Origin of the sequence: Anaerotruncus sp. 1XD42-93, assembly GCF_009917605.1 — a bacterium.
Taxonomy (GTDB): Bacteria; Bacillota; Clostridia; order Oscillospirales; family Ruminococcaceae; genus Anaerotruncus.
The window spans coordinates 1-15443 of sequence record NZ_QZEG01000004.1 but is presented as its reverse complement, the minus strand read 5'-3'; the positions used below and the strand labels follow the sequence as shown (position 1 = coordinate 15443).

Sequence of the window (15443 nt, the reverse complement as noted above, 5' to 3'; positions counted from 1 at the left end):
TGCAACATTTAGAATCTGTCCCTGTTCAGTTTGCAACCTTGACCATTGCGTGACGGACCACCCGGTCGCCGATCCGGTAACCCTTCTGGAACACCTCGACGATGCTGTTTTCAGCAAACGATTCGTCCTCAATATGCATCACCGCATTGTGGCATTCCGGGTCAAACTGCTCACCCGGTGCGCCAAACTCCTCGACGCCCATCTTGGCCAGCACATCCTTGAAGTTCTGGAGGATCATCTCGACCCCCTTTTTGAACTCCTCGTCCGCACAGGGGGCAGAGAGGGCGCGGTCGAAGGTATCCAGGATCGGGACAAACTGCGCCACCGCCGCCGCAGTTGCCTGCGGGTAGATGGCCTCCTTTTCCTTCTGGCTGCGTTTGCGGAAGTTGTCGTACTCCGCCATCGTACGCAGAAGCCGGTCGTTGAGTTCGTCCACCTTTTCCTGCAACAGTTGGGGTTCGGTCTTTTCGGGCTTCGGCTCCTCCGGTTTGGGCTCCCCCGTCGGCTCCGGCTGCGCTTTCTGCGCTTCCTCCTGGTCCAAAACAGTCTGTTCCTGCTCCGGGTCCAGCTTTTCGTGTTTGTTTTCCTGGGACAATCTGCTCGCTTCCTTTCCGGACGGTTTTGTCTCTATCCAAATGATGGATCAGTTCTCCTGTTCAAACGTCTCCGCCAATAATTTACCTAGTGTCTGCGAAAAATATTCCAGATGTGGGATCAATTTTGCATAGTCCATCCGCACCGGCCCGATCACCCCGATCGCACCCGAATTCTGCTCCCCAATCCGGTATTTGGTAACCACCACCGAGGTATCGGTCAGTTCGCTCTGGTTGTTCTCCTTGCCGATCGTGATGAACACCGCGTCACTTTTGGAGCCGATCACACCAAGCAGCTGTTCGCGGTTTGCCATCGCGCTTAACAGGTCCCGGGCAATGTCCGCCAGCTCCTTGTAGTTGAGCAGGTTTGCGCCGCCCGAGGTGTAGAACTGCCCGTCGTTGATCTCCCGGCAAAGCTCATAGATGGTGGCAAGCACCGGGATAAAGAGCTGGGAGTAATCCCCGAGCGTGACCGAGATCGAGTTGATATACCACTGGGAGATGTCGTTAACCGACCTGCCGACCAGCCGCCCGTTGGCAAACTGGTTGAGGAACTCGACGATCTCGCCAGTCACCCGGAAATCGACCCGGCAGACCTTGTTCTTGATGACCCCATTGGTGGCGATCACCAGGACAACAACCGTCCGCGTGCCCGCCGGGACGATCTCCACCCGCTTGACCAGAACGGTCTTTGGGGTGATGGTCGTTGAGACGGTCGCGCAGTTGGTGTAGTCCGCGAGCGCCTGCGCCGCATCCTCAAGGAGCTTGTCGGGATCAGGATCGCGCACATTGAAAAGTGCGTCGATCTCCCGGCGCTCCTCCTCCGAAAGCGGCTTGCAGTGCATCAGCTGGTCAACATATACCCGGTAGCCAAGGTGGGAGGGAACCCGCCCCGCCGAGGTATGGGGCTGTTCCAGAAGGCCCATCTCGAAAAGGGCCGCCATATCGTTGCGGATCGTAGCGGACGATACCGAAAAACCGAGCTGCTGCGCCAGTATTTTCGAGCTGACCGGCTCGCCGGTGTCGATATATGTCTCTACAATCGCAGTCAGAATCTTCAGTTTTCGAATATCCAGCTTCATCGCTGTCACCTTTCCATCAGGCTTTAGCACTCATGTAAATTGATTGCTAACAACTATAATGTACCATATTTTTTGCAGAAGTCAATACCCTTCACGAAATGTTTACATATTTTTTAGCAGTCAATTATATCGAGTGCTAATTATAGTGAATATGTATAAACAAAAAAAATCAAATTGTATATATTGACTTTTAGAAAAATTTGTAGTTTAATAGAGGCGTAGGAAAGAAAGCAAGCAAAACCCTTTTTGAAAGGAGAGTTTTATCCATGGTAAAAGAGATTGTGCTCCATTCCGCAGAAGACCTGCGCCAGTTCATGTATCTGGCGATGCAGTCTGTGGAGGACATCGGTGTGCACACAGTCGAAGGGAAAATCGCGGACGCGAAGTCGATCCTCGGGCTGATGGCGCTCGACTATAACAAACCGGTCCGGGTCGTGACCGAGGACCCCCATTTCCTGAAACAGATCGACCGTTGGGCGGAATAAGTGGGGACAGTGCCCGGTCCAGGATTCTGACCGGGCAACCCGAAACCCAATACACAGTCAGGCGCACCCACAGGCCACACCGACCTGTTGGATGCGCCTGTTTCATTTTGCATTCCATAGTCAGCAAGCACGCTTATGGATCTGCCCTGAAAAAATGGACAAACAGGTAGCAGTAAAAGGCCCAGTTGCAGAGCAGGACAGGAAGCTGATTCGGCCTTGAAATCTGGAAGTCCAGCGGCAGCGGAGAAAGAGCGTTCCAGAGCGCCGCGGAGAGAAACGCCAGCAGCAGGGCCGTCAGGGCCAACCGGCTCTTTCGGAAAGACCGAACCTTTGCAACCGCTAAAAACAGGTATCCAAATCGGAAGAGGAGCGGGGAAACGAGGTGCATCATACCGATCATCTGAAAGGACAGGGAGGTTGTGAATGCAGACAGTTGGATTCGGCTCTGATAAAGCTCGGCAAGAGGCAAAAAGAGGAGCAGGATCAGAAAAGGCAGCTCTATAAGCCGATTCCCCTGCCGGCTGGTACTTTCTCCAATCTTTACTTTTTGGATATGCATAAGGATTGTCCCCTTTCTCAAAGAGGCGCCCCATGAGCTGCCGGCTGACATCTGTGCCGCCAGGCAGCGGGCCCCTGTAGATTTTCCCAACAGTCAAAACAGGCGGCCGCAACAGCGGCCGCCTGTTCCATTCAATGCTGGCGCGGATTGAGAACCAATACTGCCATAACCCCGTAGACCACCGAAATCGCCGCTGCCGCAGCAACCAGCGCAATCGCAGTGACCCCGCGCCACGGGTTTGCACGATACACCCGCATCATTTATTTGTTCAGGTTGGCTTCCAGATTTGCCAACTCAGCCTCGAGCTCCTTGGGCAGCTTGTCGCCAAACTTCGCGTAGAACTCGTGGATGCCCTTTGCTTCCTCTTTCCAGAGGTCTTTGTCGACATTCAGCAGGCCCTTGAGGGTATCGAGATCAATGTCAAGCCCTTCGGTGTCGATATCCTCCGGCTTCGGCTCGTAGCCGATCGGGGTCTCCACTGCATCGGCCTTGCCTTCGCAGCGGTCAACGATCCAGTTGAGCACACGCATGTTGTCGCCAAATCCCGGCCAGATGAAGTGACCCTCATCATCGGTGCGGAACCAGTTGACGTTAAAGATCTTCGGCGCTTTGTCACCCAGTTTTTTACCCATCTCGAGCCAGTGTGCAAAATAGTCGCCCATATGGTAGCCGCAGAACGGCAGCATTGCCATCGGGTCGCGGCGGACAACGCCGACCGCACCAGCCGCGGCAGCGGTGGTCTCGGAAGCCATTGTCGAGCCTACAAACACACCATGCTGCCAGTCACGGGACTGGTAGACCAGCGGAGCGGTCTTGGCGCGGCGTCCGCCGAAGATGATCGCGGAAACCGGCACGCCCTGCGGATTTGCAAACTCAGAGGAGATGCAGGGGCAGTTGACCGCCGGTGCGGTGAAACGGGAGTTGGGATGCGCACCCTTGGAACCATCGGTGCAATCCCACTTGTTGCCCATCCAGTCGACCGCGTTCTTAGGCGGATTCTTGTCCAGACCCTCCCACCAGACCGTGTTGTCGTCCAGATTGTGAACCACGTTGGTGAAAATGGTGTTCTTTCTGGTGGACTCAAGCGCGTTCGGATTGGACTTGACGTTGGTACCCGGTGCAACACCGAAGAAACCGTTCTCGGGGTTGATCGCCCAGAGGCGCCCGTCCGGACCGATCCGCAGCCATGCGATGTCATCGCCGACTGTCCAGACCTTGTATCCTGCTTCGAGGAACTTCTTGGGCGGAATCAGCATCGCCAGGTTGGTCTTGCCGCACGCGGACGGGAACGCTGCACAGACATATTTGATCTCGCCCTGCGGATTCTCAAGGCCGAGGATCAGCATATGCTCTGCCATCCAGCCTTCCATCTTCGCCTGATAGGAAGCAATGCGCAGCGCAAAGCACTTTTTGCCGAGCAGGACGTTGCCGCCGTAGCCCGAGTTGATCGACCAGATCGCGTTGTCCTCGGGGAAGTGGACGATATACCGGTTCTCCTCCTCGAGTTTCGCCTTGGAGTGCAGGCCGCGGACAAAATCGTTGGACTCATCGCCCAGCTGATCAAAAGCGGCCTGTCCCATACGGGTCATGATGTCCATGTTCAGAACGACATAGGTAGAGTCGGTCAGCTCAACGCCGACTTTGGAGAACGGGGAACCGATCGGACCCATGCAGTAGGGGATGACATACATGGTGCGGCCCTGCATACAGCCGTCATACAGCTTTTTGAGCTTTTCATACATGACCTGCGGGTCTTCCCAGTTGTTGGTCGGGCCTGCATCCTCTTTGTTTCTGGAGCAGATATAGGTTCTGCCTTCAACACGCGCGACATCGTTGACCGCAGTGCGGTGCAGCAGGCATCCCGGGAGTTTCTCCTCGTTGAGCTCCTCCATCTCCCCGATCGAGATCGAAAGGTCACGCAGCTCTTTGAGCTGCTCCTCGCTGCCGTCAATCCAGACCACCTTGTCAGGTTTGACAAGCGCTTTCATTTCCTCAATCCAGTTGAGGACATTTTTGTTGTTTGTCATTTCCGGTTCTCCTCTCGTTGTATTAAAATAGCAACTTGAAACAGTAAAACAATCGGCGGGAAAATGAACTCTTCCCACAGCTACCATTATAGTTCACCGCTGTAAAAATTGCAATGGTATTTTTGTTAAATTTTCTACAATAGAACAGCACTTTTTTGGAGCCTCCTGCAAATCGCGGCCGGAAGCCGGTTCCTAGCCGTAGCGGCAGGCTTTCCTGCTCAGGCGCGGGGCAGTGAGGCAACGGAAGTTTGGGTTCCAGCCCAAACTTCCGGGGCGCAAGCGCCCTTCTTCGGGGGACTTCTCGGACCTGCGGGTCCGAAGCGCGGCATCCGCCGCGACGCCCCCTCAGTTTGCCTTACGGGCGAGGGGTCAGTGACCCCTCCCCGCAGGCCCCACCCCGATGGGGCAAAGTGCGCTTTTTATCTATTCTTTATCCAGAAGTTTCGTCCACCTTTTCAAAGGTGGCGGGGTCGAGGGGCAGTGAGGCAACGGAAGTTTGGGTTCCAGCCCAAACTTCCGGGGCGCAAGCGCCCTTCTTCGGGGGACTTCTCGGACCTGCGGGTCCGAAGCGCGGCATCCGCCGCGACGCCCCCTCAGTTTGCCTTACGGGCGAGGGGTCAGTGACCCCTCCCCGCAGGCCCCACCCCGATGGGGCAAAGTGCGCTTTTTATCTATTCTTTATCCAGAAGTTTCGTCCACCTTTTCAAAGGTGGCGGGGTCGAGGGGCAGAGCCCCCGACGCCGCGTGCACGCGGCGGAACACTTATCCTATGAAGCGCTTTTTTCGGGTGAATTGCCGCGATGCGGCAAGAGGGGGCTTTTTGCAAGAGAAAAAGCCCCCCTGCACAAATAAATACGGAACAGGTTCTTAGAACACAGTGTCGATCCCCTTGGACGCGGACGCATTGAGGTCCAGGCCCGCCGGGGAATAAACCAGCTGCTCATAATACGCCTGCGCACCGATCATCGCAGCGTTGTCCCCGCAAAGCTCGAGCGGCGGCAGATAGAGGGCATATCCATGCCTAGCACACATCTCCCCGAGCCTGCCGCGCAGCCCGCTGTTGGCGGAAACACCGCCCGCTGCGACAATGGTGGTATATCCATACGCCTGCGCAGCCCGCTCCAAATGGTCCACAAGAACCTCGCAGGCCGCCCGCTGGAAGCAAGCCGCGAGCGCGTTCCTATCCACAGTTTCCCCTTTCTGGGACGCGTTATGCAGCAGATTGATGACAGCCGTTTTCAGCCCGGAAAAACTGAAGTCATACTCCGACCCCTCCACGCGCGGGCGGGGCAAACGGTATTTGCTGTCGTCCCCCAGCGGCGCGGCGCGGTCGATGTAAACCCCGCCCGGATAGGGAAATCCCATCGCACGCGCGGCTTTGTCGAACGCCTCACCCGCCGCGTCATCCCGGGTGCGCCCGATAATCCGGAAATCGGTGTAATCCCGCACCTCGACAATATGGCTGTGCCCGCCCGACGCCACCAGGCAGAGAAAGGGCGGTTCCAGGTCCGGGTGCGCCAGATAGTTTGCGGCAATGTGGCCACGGATATGGTGCACCGGGATCAGCGGTTTTCCGGAAGCCATCGAAAGCCCCTTGGCGTAATTCACCCCGACGAGCAGCGCGCCGATCAGCCCGGGGGCCGCAGTCACCGCGATCTTGTCCACCTCGCTAAGGGTGCAGCCAGCCTGGTCCAGCGCCGCCTGCACCACCTGCACAATCTGTTCGGTATGGCGGCGGGACGCGATCTCGGGCACGACCCCGCCATATTTCTGATGTTCGGCCACCTGCGAATAGATCACCGAAGAAAGCGTCCGTCTGCCGTCCTCGACGACTGCCGCCGCGGTTTCATCGCAGGAACTTTCTATCGCAAGAATTTTCATCAAGTTTCTTTCATTCCTAACTTTTGGAGGTTTGACACCCCTTCTTAATCCTGACAGCTTCTGCACAATCCATAGGTGCTTTCAAAACAGAAAAGGCTTTTGCAGTCCGAAGGGCGGCAAAAGCCCGAAAAACTGCCGCAGCGGCGTGCAGAAGCCGGCCAGAGCAGCGCTTCCCAGGAGCAAACTTCCGCCGCATCTCACGCTAAGAGCCGCCTGCGGCGGCTGCGCTCGAAAGGCGGCTCTTCGTGTGGCGTAAAAGCGGGCGGGGGTTGGCTGTGATCTTTTGTACCAGCCCGAATTTTTAGAACCTGTATTCATAAATTCAGAGGATACCGGATGGGCGAGGGAGTTTGCTGCCCTGCAAGGCGAAAAAATGCAGGCAATCCTTTGTGTATTGCAGGATTTTTCAACGCGGCAGGACGGCGAAAGACCCGCCCAGACGGTGTCAAATGGTTGTAAATACGGGTTCTTATAGTTCGAAAGCGTCGTGGATCGCGTTGACCGCCTTATCCGCATCGCTGAGTTTGACCAGCACCGAAATCTTGATCTCGCTGGTGGAGATCATCTGGATGTTGACGTTTGCTTCGGCGAGCGCCTCGAACATCTTGGACGCGACGCCCGGGTTGGACTGCATTCCCGCGCCGACGATCGAGACCTTGGAGATGTTGTCGTCGCAGATGACCCCCTTTCCGCCGCACCGTTCGTTGATCTCCTCCATCAGCTCCATTGCGAGCTGCTTGCTCGAACGCGGCACAGTGAAGCTGATGTCCTTGGTATCGTCCCGGCCGATTGACTGGAGGATGATGTCCACATTCACCTTTTTGGCGGCGAGCCGGGAGAAGATTTTAAATGCAATGCCCGGCTGGTCGGGCACACCCACGATCGAAATGCGCGCCACATCGTTATCCCTTGCGACGCCGCGAATCAACATTTTTTCCACTTTGACAACCTCCTTAATTTTGGTGCCGGGATTCTGCGTCAGGCTCGAAAGCACCTCCAGATTGACGCCGTACTTCTTCGCCATCTCGACCGAGCGGTTATGTAACACACCCGCGCCGAGCGAGGCAAGCTCAAGCATCTCGTCATAGGTGATCTCATCCATCTTGTGCGCGCCCGGCACCAGCCGCGGGTCTGCGGTGTAAACGCCGTCCACATCAGTATAGATCTGGCAAAGGTCGGCGTGGAGCGCCGCAGCCAGCGCAACCGCGCTCGTGTCCGAGCCGCCCCGGCCCAGCGTGGTGATGTCGTCATACCGGTTGATCCCCTGGAAACCCGCTACGATTACGATGTTGCGTTTGGAAAGCTCGTTGTCGATCCGCTCCTTGTTGATCCGGCGGATGCGGGACGAGCCGTGGGTCGAGTCGGTCAGGAAACCTGCCTGCCAGCCGGTCAGTGATTTCACCGGGAAGCCCATCCGCTCGATCGCCATGGCGAGCAGGGACATCGAAATCTGTTCCCCGGTCGAGAGCAGAACATCCATCTCCCGCTTGGAGGGGTTGGGATTGATCTCCCCGGCCTTTGCGATCAGGTCATCGGTGGTGTCTCCCTGTGCGGAAACCACCACCACCACGTTGTTTCCCTTTTGATAGGTGTCTGTGACGATCTTCGCCACATTAAAGACGCGCTGTGCGTCCTTGACAGATGTTCCCCCGAACTTCTGTACCACCAGATTCATCTTCATTCCTCCCGAAAGCGTGCCGGCCCGCATCAGACCGGCCGCTGGTTTTTAGAAGCTGTACCATTCGCCAAAGCGCGCGGAATGGTACCAGCCCCTTAGCAGTCAAACCATTGGAAAAGCCTCTGTATTATTCCGTTTCAACAACGGTTCCTATGTTGTCTATTGATAATGTATGCACCTGCCATCCATCCAGTCCCAAACCGGGGAGGTGCCGGGAAATGCAGCCCCCGAAATCGGGAAGCGCAGCGTCCACGATCGCCATGATCGTCGAGCCGGCCCCGCTGATAAACGCAGCATACGCGCCCAGGCTGTAACACAGCTCCATCACTTCGGCGCCGCCCCGGATCAGGCCGAGCCGGTAGGGCTGGTGCAGGCGGTCATCCGCCGCAACCCGCAGGTTCCGGTAGTTGCCGCTGTAAAGCGACACCGACATCAGCGCTGCCCGCGAGAGGTTGAACACCCCGTCCTGCCGGGAGACCGCATCGGGCAGGACCGACCGCGCCAGCGAAGTTTTCAGCTCGAAGTCGGGCACGATCGCCACAAAATGCAGATTTCCGCGGATCTCCTGCTTGACATAATAGACCCTGCCCCGGTCGATCACCGCAGTGACCAGGCCGCCGGTCAGCGCAGGGGTGGAGTTGTCCGGGTGCCCCTCGATTCCTGCGGCGAGGTTAATCAGTTCGTCGTCCGAAACCGGATTGCCCATCAGATGGTTGGCACCCTTCAGGCCGCCGATCACGCAGGCGGACGAGCTGCCCAGCCCGCGTGCAAACGGGATATTGTTGATCTGCCCGATCTTCAGCCCCCGGAACGGGACCCCGCAGACTTCATACAGGTGTTTCGCGGAGGCATAGACCAGGTTGTCCTCCCCGCGCGGCACTGGCGTGGAATCCAGAGAAACGATCTCGCAGCCGTCGAATTCCTCCATGGTAAGATGGTTATAAAGGTTGACTGCAAGCCCGATCGAATCGAAGCCCGGGCCGATATTCGCGCTGGTTGCCGGGATGCGGATTCTGATTGGGCGGCTCAATAGTCGAGCACCCGGACCTTGCCCAGCAGTTCTACATCCATCGCCGCGAGCTTAGTGATGGACGTATTGATCTCCTGTTCCGGACGCGCCGAAACGATACAGGCAAACTCGTCCGCAGGCTGGCCCTCCCGGCGCAGTTCCTGTACCTCTCCGAACAGCTTTTTCAGCGCTTCAGGCAGCTTGACCGTTTCCGACCGGCAGCGCAGATACATTGCGGTGACGTTCTCGCCCGGATCGGCGACATTGCCGCCCTCGGACGGTTTCCATTGCAGCGACGGGCTGGTCCCTGGCGCCTTTGCGCATTCGATGATGTCCCCGACCACAGCCGAAGCGGTCGGCAGCTTGCCCGCGCCCTTGCCGTAGAACACCACATCGCCGGTCGCATCGCCGCGCACCAGGATGCCGTTGAATACGTCATCCACCGTCCCGAGCTGGCTCTCGTGGTGGATGAACGCAGGGGAAACCATCGCGGTGATCTTCCTGCCCTCACCGTTCCAGCGGGCGCGCCCGATCAGCTTGATGACACTGCCGCAGGACGCTGCATAGGCAACATCCTCAAGGGTGATCTGGGTGATCCCCTCGGTACTGACATCCTTCGGATAGATGTGTTCCCCGAACGAAAGCGCCGCAAGGATGCAGATTTTGCGGCAGGCGTCATGGCCCTCGACATCTGCGGCTGGGTTGCGTTCGGCATAGCCGAGCTGCTGCGCGAGTGCGAGGGCATCCTCGAACCGCATGCTCTCGCGGATCATCTTGGTGAGGATGAAGTTGGTAGTGCCGTTGAGGATACCGGCGATCTCGTCGATCCGGTTGGCCGCGAGGCACATATGCAGCGGGCGGATGATCGGGATACCGCCGCCCACGCTCGCCTCAAACAGATAGTTGACCTTGTTTTCCCGCGCGAGCGCGAGCAGCTCCGCGCCCTTCTGCGCAACCAGCTCCTTGTTGGAGGTTACGACACTCTTGCCGTGTGAAAGGCAGGCTTTGGTGAAGCTGTAGGCCGGTTCCAGGCCGCCGATCACCTCGGCAACTACCTTGATGCTCTCGTCGTTGACGATTGTTTCAAAATCCTTGACAAACAGGTCCGCGTGCGGGCTGTCCGGGAACTCCCGCACGTCGAGGATATATTTCAGGCCGAGCTCCTGTCCCGCTTTCCGCTGGAGGTTCTCCCGGTTTTTGAAAAAGACCTCCACTACGCCGGAACCAACCGTCCCATACCCCAAAACAGCAATATTCATCATCCTGCTTACCCCTTTCTTTATCCGATTGATTTGGCTTCCACGATGCCGTCGATCGCGGCGAACAGGTCGAGAAGCTGTTCCCGCGAGCCTTCCCGCGTGCACACCGAAACGGTGACAGCCGCTACCCCATCGACCGGCAGGTTCTGGTTGAGGGTGACGATGTTCGCCCCCGCCCGGTAGAACTCCCCAAGCAGCACCGAAAGCACCCCGGGCCGATCCTCCAGCGTGAGCGAAAAGGTCAGGATATTCCCGCTCTCCCGCTGGTCATACGGCCGGACTGCATCCTTATATTTATAGAACGCGCTGCGGGAGATCCCCGCAAGCTGTGCCGCATGGGAGGCATTTTTCGCTTTCCCCTGCGCCAGATAGCGCTTGGCCTGCACCACCTTGAGGAACACCTCCGGCAGGGCCTGGGCATCCACCAGCAAAAACTCCCGGTTTTCCAGCATCTTGTCCGCCTCCTGCACACTTTTGTATTGCTATCAGATACAGTTTATCATAACCATCCTTTGCTGTAAAGTATCAGGTTCCCCCATCTTTGTAGAAAAATCCAGCAAAGACTGTTTATTTTCGACAAATCCCTTTTTGCTACCCCAGCTTTTCTGCCAATATCATGCATCTTTCTCCTGCCGGTTATATCGGTATCTGATCTTCGCATACTATAAAAAGAAAAAAGCGTTTTGGGAATACGGAGGTGGGATCAGATGCGCAGCGACGAACAGTGGAACACGATCACCGCCGCCCTCTATTGGGCGGTCATCGGCGGGCTTTGCTGGTTCTGTATCCGGTATGTCTTTTTCTGGCTGCTGCCCTTCCTGTTCGGCGCGGCAATCGCGACGCTGCTGCGCCCTGCGGCGCTCCGCCTCTCCGCACGCACCCATCTGGGCGAAAAAGCTTCGTCCGCACTGGTGCTGACCTTCTTCTACCTTGCCGCCGCAGGGGCGCTTGTGCTCTTTTTCACCATCCTGCTCGCCCAGCTCTACGAGCTGCTTGCCCGCCTGCCCGCCCTCTATGCCGAATGTATCTCCCCTCTGTTTGCCCGGTTTAACGAGTGGTTCTACGGGATCGCGGGGCGGCTGTTCCGGGACGCGAGCGGTGGGTTGGAGCAGTTCTCCGAAGCGGTCGCCTCGGCAGTGCAGCAGGCGGCGGTGGATGGATCGGCCCACCTGGTCGGTTGGGCCGCAGGGCTGGCGGCACAGCTTCCTATGCTCCTGCTCGCCGCAGTGTTCACCATTGTGATCTCGATGCTCACTGCCGCAAACTACCATCAGGTGGGGCGGTTCCTGCGCTCCCTGATGCCCCGTTCCGACCGGATGGACTGTTTGCAGGAATTCCTGCGTGAAACGGTCTGGCAGTATCTGCGCGCCTACACGATCATTATGGCGATCACCTTTGTCCAGCTTGCCATTGGGCTATGGCTGCTCCGGTTTGATTATGTCCTGCCGGTTGCCGCAGTCATCACCCTGCTTGACCTGCTCCCACTGATCGGCAGCGGCACCGTCCTTGTCCCATGGGGGATCGTCCTGCTGGCTGGCGGGGATGCAGCGGGCGGCGCGGGGCTGCTGCTTCTGTTTGGGATCATCGCAGTGGTACGCAATATCGTGGAACCCAAGGTGGTCGGCGCGCAGATCGGCCTGCATCCGATCGCCACGATCACCGCGATGTATGCGGGGCTGCAAATCGCCGGGGTGGCCGGCATGTTCGCTGCACCGGTCTTTATCCTGCTTGCCCGCCGTCTAAGGGAGGAGCGCAGAACATCTGCGTAAAGGTTGACAACATCTTGCAGCACAGTCTATAATGTAAAAAATGCAAATACGCAGAATCTGGTTTATCGTCAAAAGTTCTACACGATTTTTTTGCTCCGGCCCAAGGGCCGCCGCAGGGGACTTTTGACAAAGGAAAAGGCCCCTCGGGCAAATTTTTGAAAACAATAAATGGAGGTACAGCAGGATGTTACTGGTTACAACCGAAACGATCGCAGGAAAAGAGCTCGAACCGCTGGGGTTGGTGAAAGGCAGCACCATCCAGTCGAAAAACATCGGGCGGGACATCACACAGGGGCTGAAAACCCTCGTAGGTGGTGAACTGAAATCTTACACCGACATGATGAACCAGGCGCGCCAGATCGCTACCAACCGGATGATTGAGGAAGCGCAGGCGCTGGGAGCGGATGCCATCGTGGGCGTGCGCTATACCTCATCCTCGATCCTACAGGGGGCGGCGGAGGTCATGGCCTACGGGACCGCAGCCAAATACCAATAATGACAGATGCCGGGGATTTTCCTCCGGCATCTGCGCCTGTCGCAAGAAATTTCCGGAAATCCCGCATCATCCGCAAATTTTCCTTTGTATTTCCCGACGAAAATGTTATAATATCTTAGAATCTATTTCATATCCCAAGATAGAAAGGATGTTTCAGGATGCCAGAACCCGGATTTTTCAAGACCGCGACGTTTGGCGGCTTTGACAAAAAATCGGTGCTCTATTACATAGATACGCTGAACGAAAATTTTCAAAATACAGAAAAAGAATATCAGGAGAAGCTGGAGGGCTTTGGAAAAGCGCAGGAATCCCAGCTCGCGCATATTCGCAGCCTGGAGGCGCAGCTCGCCGAACAGAACGCCAAGCTTGAGACGGTCGCCGCCCAGCTGGAGCAGGAACGGGAGGTCGCAAGGCAGGCGCAGGAGCAGATTTCCCAGTTGGAAGCGCAGAACCGCACGCTCGAAAAGCAGCTTTCAGACGGGGCGCGTGAGATCGAGATTCAGCTTGAGCGCAACCGCCAGCTGCAATTCCGGGCCGAAAGCCTGGACTACAAGAGCAAAAAATACGATGAAATCTCCAACCAGATCGGGGATACCATCATCGAGGCCCGCCAGAATGCGGACCATATCGTCGCCGCCGCCCATACGCAGGCACAGGAGATCGCCATGGCCGCCCAGCAGCGGATGAACAGCTTTTACTCCGAACTGGGCAGCTTTAAGGGGGATGCCTCCCGCCTGCGCAAATCCATCGAAGAGATCCTCTTTGTGCTCAACGACCGGATTGATGTGATGCAGGAGGTAGTCGGGCAGGTGGAAAAGCGGTTTTCCCCGGAGGAGCTTTCGCTCATCTATACACAGGAAGAACCGCAGCCGTTTGAAACGCCTGCGGACCAGGCTGGCTATCTTGGAGGGAATACAGATGCAAACATGGAACATTGACGCCAAAGACCTCGCAGTCCGGGCGCCCGAGCTGCGCACCGGGGACCGTGTACTCCTTTCCGGCGTGATCTATACCGCGCGGGACGCTGCCCATAAGCGGCTCATGGCATCCATCCATGAGGGCGGGACACTCCCATTCCCGCTCGAGGGATCAGCTATCTATTTCGCAGGTCCGACCCCTGCTCCAGAAGGGATGGCGATTGGCTCCTGCGGCCCAACCACCTCGAGCCGGATGGATCCGTTTACCCCCAAGCTGATGGACCTTGGGCTGACCGCTACGATCGGCAAAGGGGAGCGCTCCCCCGCGGTTTATGACGCGATTGTCCGCAACAAAGGGGTTTATCTCTGCTCGATCGGTGGCGCTGGCGCCCTTGCTGCACTTTGTATCAAAGCCTGTGAGGTGATCGCTTACGACGATCTCGGCTGCGAATCGATCAAACGGCTGCGGGTGGAAGCATTCCCGTTAATCGTCGCCGCAGACTCTACCGGAACCAATCTCTTCGATTCCGGACGTGCTGCCTATCGTATCGGCGCATAGCGGCTGCAAAAATGCATCTATTTTTCTATATTCAGGAAATCCAAAAAAGAAAATCCCCCGCACATTCCGGCTCCGGATGTGCGGGGGTTATTCATTGTCCTTGAGGGTTTCTGCCCGCTGGCGCATCTGGCTGACCATATCGGTATCTGCGGCGAGCAGCTCACGAGGGAACACCGGGCTTCCTCCACCTAAGGCTGCCAGCGGATCTGCAATCCCGGAAAAGCCGCCGAGCGAGTCGAGAAAACGCTCCCGGCCGATTCCGAGCATGGATGCCGTATCCCCGATTTCAGCAACCGCTTTCTGAAGGCTGTCATCCAGCGCGCGGCAGAGCAATCGTCCGGCCTTACCTCTTCCAGCGGGACCAAGATGCCGGCAGTCGGGCGCGAAACACCGCAGAAGCGGCAGCGCAGCGGAAAATGCCTCCCCAGACCCGCCTGCAAACAGCAGGAACGGCTGCTCCAGCCCTTCCCTGCCATAAATGCCGCATTCGATATACCGCACACCATGCCGCCGCATCCCATTCGAGACAGCGTGTGCAAGTGCGGGGCTTGCCGGGGTCAGGTCGATGAAAAGCTGCCCCGGATGCAGATAAGGGGCGATCCCATTGCAAAGCGCGGTCAGATCGGAAGCTGTCTCGAGCGCAAGAATGACGGTTTCACAATGGTCACACAGCTCTGCTGCTGTATCGTAATTCCGGACCGGATGTCTGGTGGTCCGCCCGTCCGGATCGTAAACTGCGAGGTCTTCGACCGTCTTTTGCAGCAGATGCCGGAGCACGATCTTCCCGTCTCTGCCTAACCCGATGATTCCAATTTCCAAATCCAGATTCCTCTTTCTCCATAGATTACCGGAACTTTGCATGTGAATCAGCCACAGGCAACCGATTCAATCGGTATTATATTATAGCAGATTCTCTGTAAAAAACCAAGTTTTTTGCGGAAAAGTGAAATGTGGATCAATTTAAGTAAATATTGAAAAGAGCCAGACGCACAGTCGCAGAGCCATCACAACGAAACCGTTGTTGATTGGCTTGCGGTGCAAGGAGAACGGCGGTTTTGAGAAGCTGTATTCATAAGCGTTTAAGCAAGGTATGGAAATGAGAAATTTTGACGATAGTCTCAGCAGATGA

Annotated in this window: 16 protein-coding genes; 5 read left to right on the top strand and 11 right to left on the bottom strand. The window is 57.0% G+C overall.

Going from position 1 to position 15443, the window contains the following annotated elements:
• Window positions 1-25: 25 nt before the first annotated feature.
• A complete protein-coding gene (grpE, locus tag D5269_RS02490; RefSeq protein WP_016314757.1) occupies window positions 26-595 on the bottom strand; it encodes a nucleotide exchange factor GrpE in 570 nt (189 codons plus the stop codon).
• Window positions 596-643: 48 nt separating this feature from the next.
• On the bottom strand, window positions 644-1675 hold the full coding sequence (gene hrcA, locus D5269_RS02485) for a heat-inducible transcriptional repressor HrcA (RefSeq protein WP_016314756.1): 1032 nt from the start codon (window positions 1673-1675) through the stop codon (window positions 644-646).
• Window positions 1676-1941: 266 nt separating this feature from the next.
• Between hrcA and D5269_RS02480 the strand changes: the two genes are divergently transcribed.
• A complete protein-coding gene (locus D5269_RS02480; protein ID WP_120482837.1) occupies window positions 1942-2160 on the top strand; it encodes an HPr family phosphocarrier protein in 219 nt (72 codons plus the stop codon).
• Window positions 2161-2293: 133 nt separating this feature from the next.
• Here D5269_RS02480 and D5269_RS02475 read toward each other — a convergent pair whose 3' ends face one another.
• From D5269_RS02475 to D5269_RS02445, 8 genes are all read right to left on the bottom strand, one after another.
• Window positions 2294-2719: a hypothetical protein gene (locus D5269_RS02475; protein WP_120482835.1), complete on the bottom strand. Its 426-nt coding sequence runs from the start codon at window positions 2717-2719 to the stop codon at window positions 2294-2296.
• Window positions 2720-2850: 131 nt separating this feature from the next.
• Window positions 2851-2979, bottom strand: coding sequence for a hypothetical protein (locus tag D5269_RS18845; protein WP_022788161.1), 129 nt, complete (start codon window positions 2977-2979; stop codon window positions 2851-2853).
• The gene (locus D5269_RS02470) at window positions 2980-4746 is read right to left on the bottom strand and encodes a phosphoenolpyruvate carboxykinase (GTP) (protein ID WP_016314753.1); all 1767 of its coding nucleotides are present in this window, start codon (window positions 4744-4746) and stop codon (window positions 2980-2982) included.
• Window positions 4747-5613: 867 nt separating this feature from the next.
• On the bottom strand, window positions 5614-6627 hold the full coding sequence (tsaD, locus tag D5269_RS02465; protein ID WP_120486777.1) for a tRNA (adenosine(37)-N6)-threonylcarbamoyltransferase complex transferase subunit TsaD: 1014 nt from the start codon (window positions 6625-6627) through the stop codon (window positions 5614-5616).
• Between the two features lie 469 nt (window positions 6628-7096).
• On the bottom strand, window positions 7097-8302 hold the full coding sequence (locus tag D5269_RS02460; protein ID WP_120486779.1) for an aspartate kinase: 1206 nt from the start codon (window positions 8300-8302) through the stop codon (window positions 7097-7099).
• 130 nt (window positions 8303-8432) lie between these two features.
• A complete protein-coding gene (gene thrB, locus D5269_RS02455; protein ID WP_016314750.1) occupies window positions 8433-9335 on the bottom strand; it encodes a homoserine kinase in 903 nt (300 codons plus the stop codon).
• Window positions 9332-10576, bottom strand: a complete 1245-nt coding sequence (locus D5269_RS02450) for a homoserine dehydrogenase (RefSeq protein WP_016314749.1) — start codon at window positions 10574-10576, stop codon at window positions 9332-9334. Before D5269_RS02450 ends, thrB begins: the two co-directional genes overlap by 4 nt.
• A gap of 17 nt (window positions 10577-10593) precedes the next feature.
• Window positions 10594-11025 carry an ACT domain-containing protein gene (locus D5269_RS02445; RefSeq protein WP_016314748.1) on the bottom strand — a complete coding sequence of 144 codons (432 nt, stop codon included), beginning with the start codon at window positions 11023-11025 and terminating at the stop codon, window positions 10594-10596.
• A 255-nt stretch (window positions 11026-11280) separates the two neighbouring features.
• On the opposite strand from D5269_RS02445, the gene ytvI reads away from it, so the two are divergent.
• From ytvI to D5269_RS02425, 4 genes are all read left to right on the top strand, one after another.
• Window positions 11281-12342 (top strand): sporulation integral membrane protein YtvI, encoded by a 1062-nt coding sequence (ytvI, locus tag D5269_RS02440; protein ID WP_016314747.1) that lies wholly within the window; start codon window positions 11281-11283, stop codon window positions 12340-12342.
• A gap of 184 nt (window positions 12343-12526) precedes the next feature.
• Window positions 12527-12838: a YbjQ family protein gene (locus D5269_RS02435; RefSeq protein WP_120486780.1), complete on the top strand. Its 312-nt coding sequence runs from the start codon at window positions 12527-12529 to the stop codon at window positions 12836-12838.
• 158 nt (window positions 12839-12996) lie between these two features.
• Window positions 12997-13776 (top strand): hypothetical protein, encoded by a 780-nt coding sequence (locus D5269_RS02430; protein WP_016314745.1) that lies wholly within the window; start codon window positions 12997-12999, stop codon window positions 13774-13776.
• Complete coding sequence (locus D5269_RS02425) at window positions 13757-14314, top strand: FumA C-terminus/TtdB family hydratase beta subunit (RefSeq protein WP_016314744.1); 558 nt, start codon at window positions 13757-13759, stop codon at window positions 14312-14314. Before D5269_RS02430 ends, D5269_RS02425 begins: the two co-directional genes overlap by 20 nt.
• Before the next feature lie 87 nt (window positions 14315-14401).
• Here D5269_RS02425 and D5269_RS02420 read toward each other — a convergent pair whose 3' ends face one another.
• Window positions 14402-15133, bottom strand: coding sequence for an NAD(P)-binding domain-containing protein (locus D5269_RS02420; protein ID WP_158605032.1), 732 nt, complete (start codon window positions 15131-15133; stop codon window positions 14402-14404).
• Between the last annotated feature and the right edge of the window lie 310 nt (window positions 15134-15443).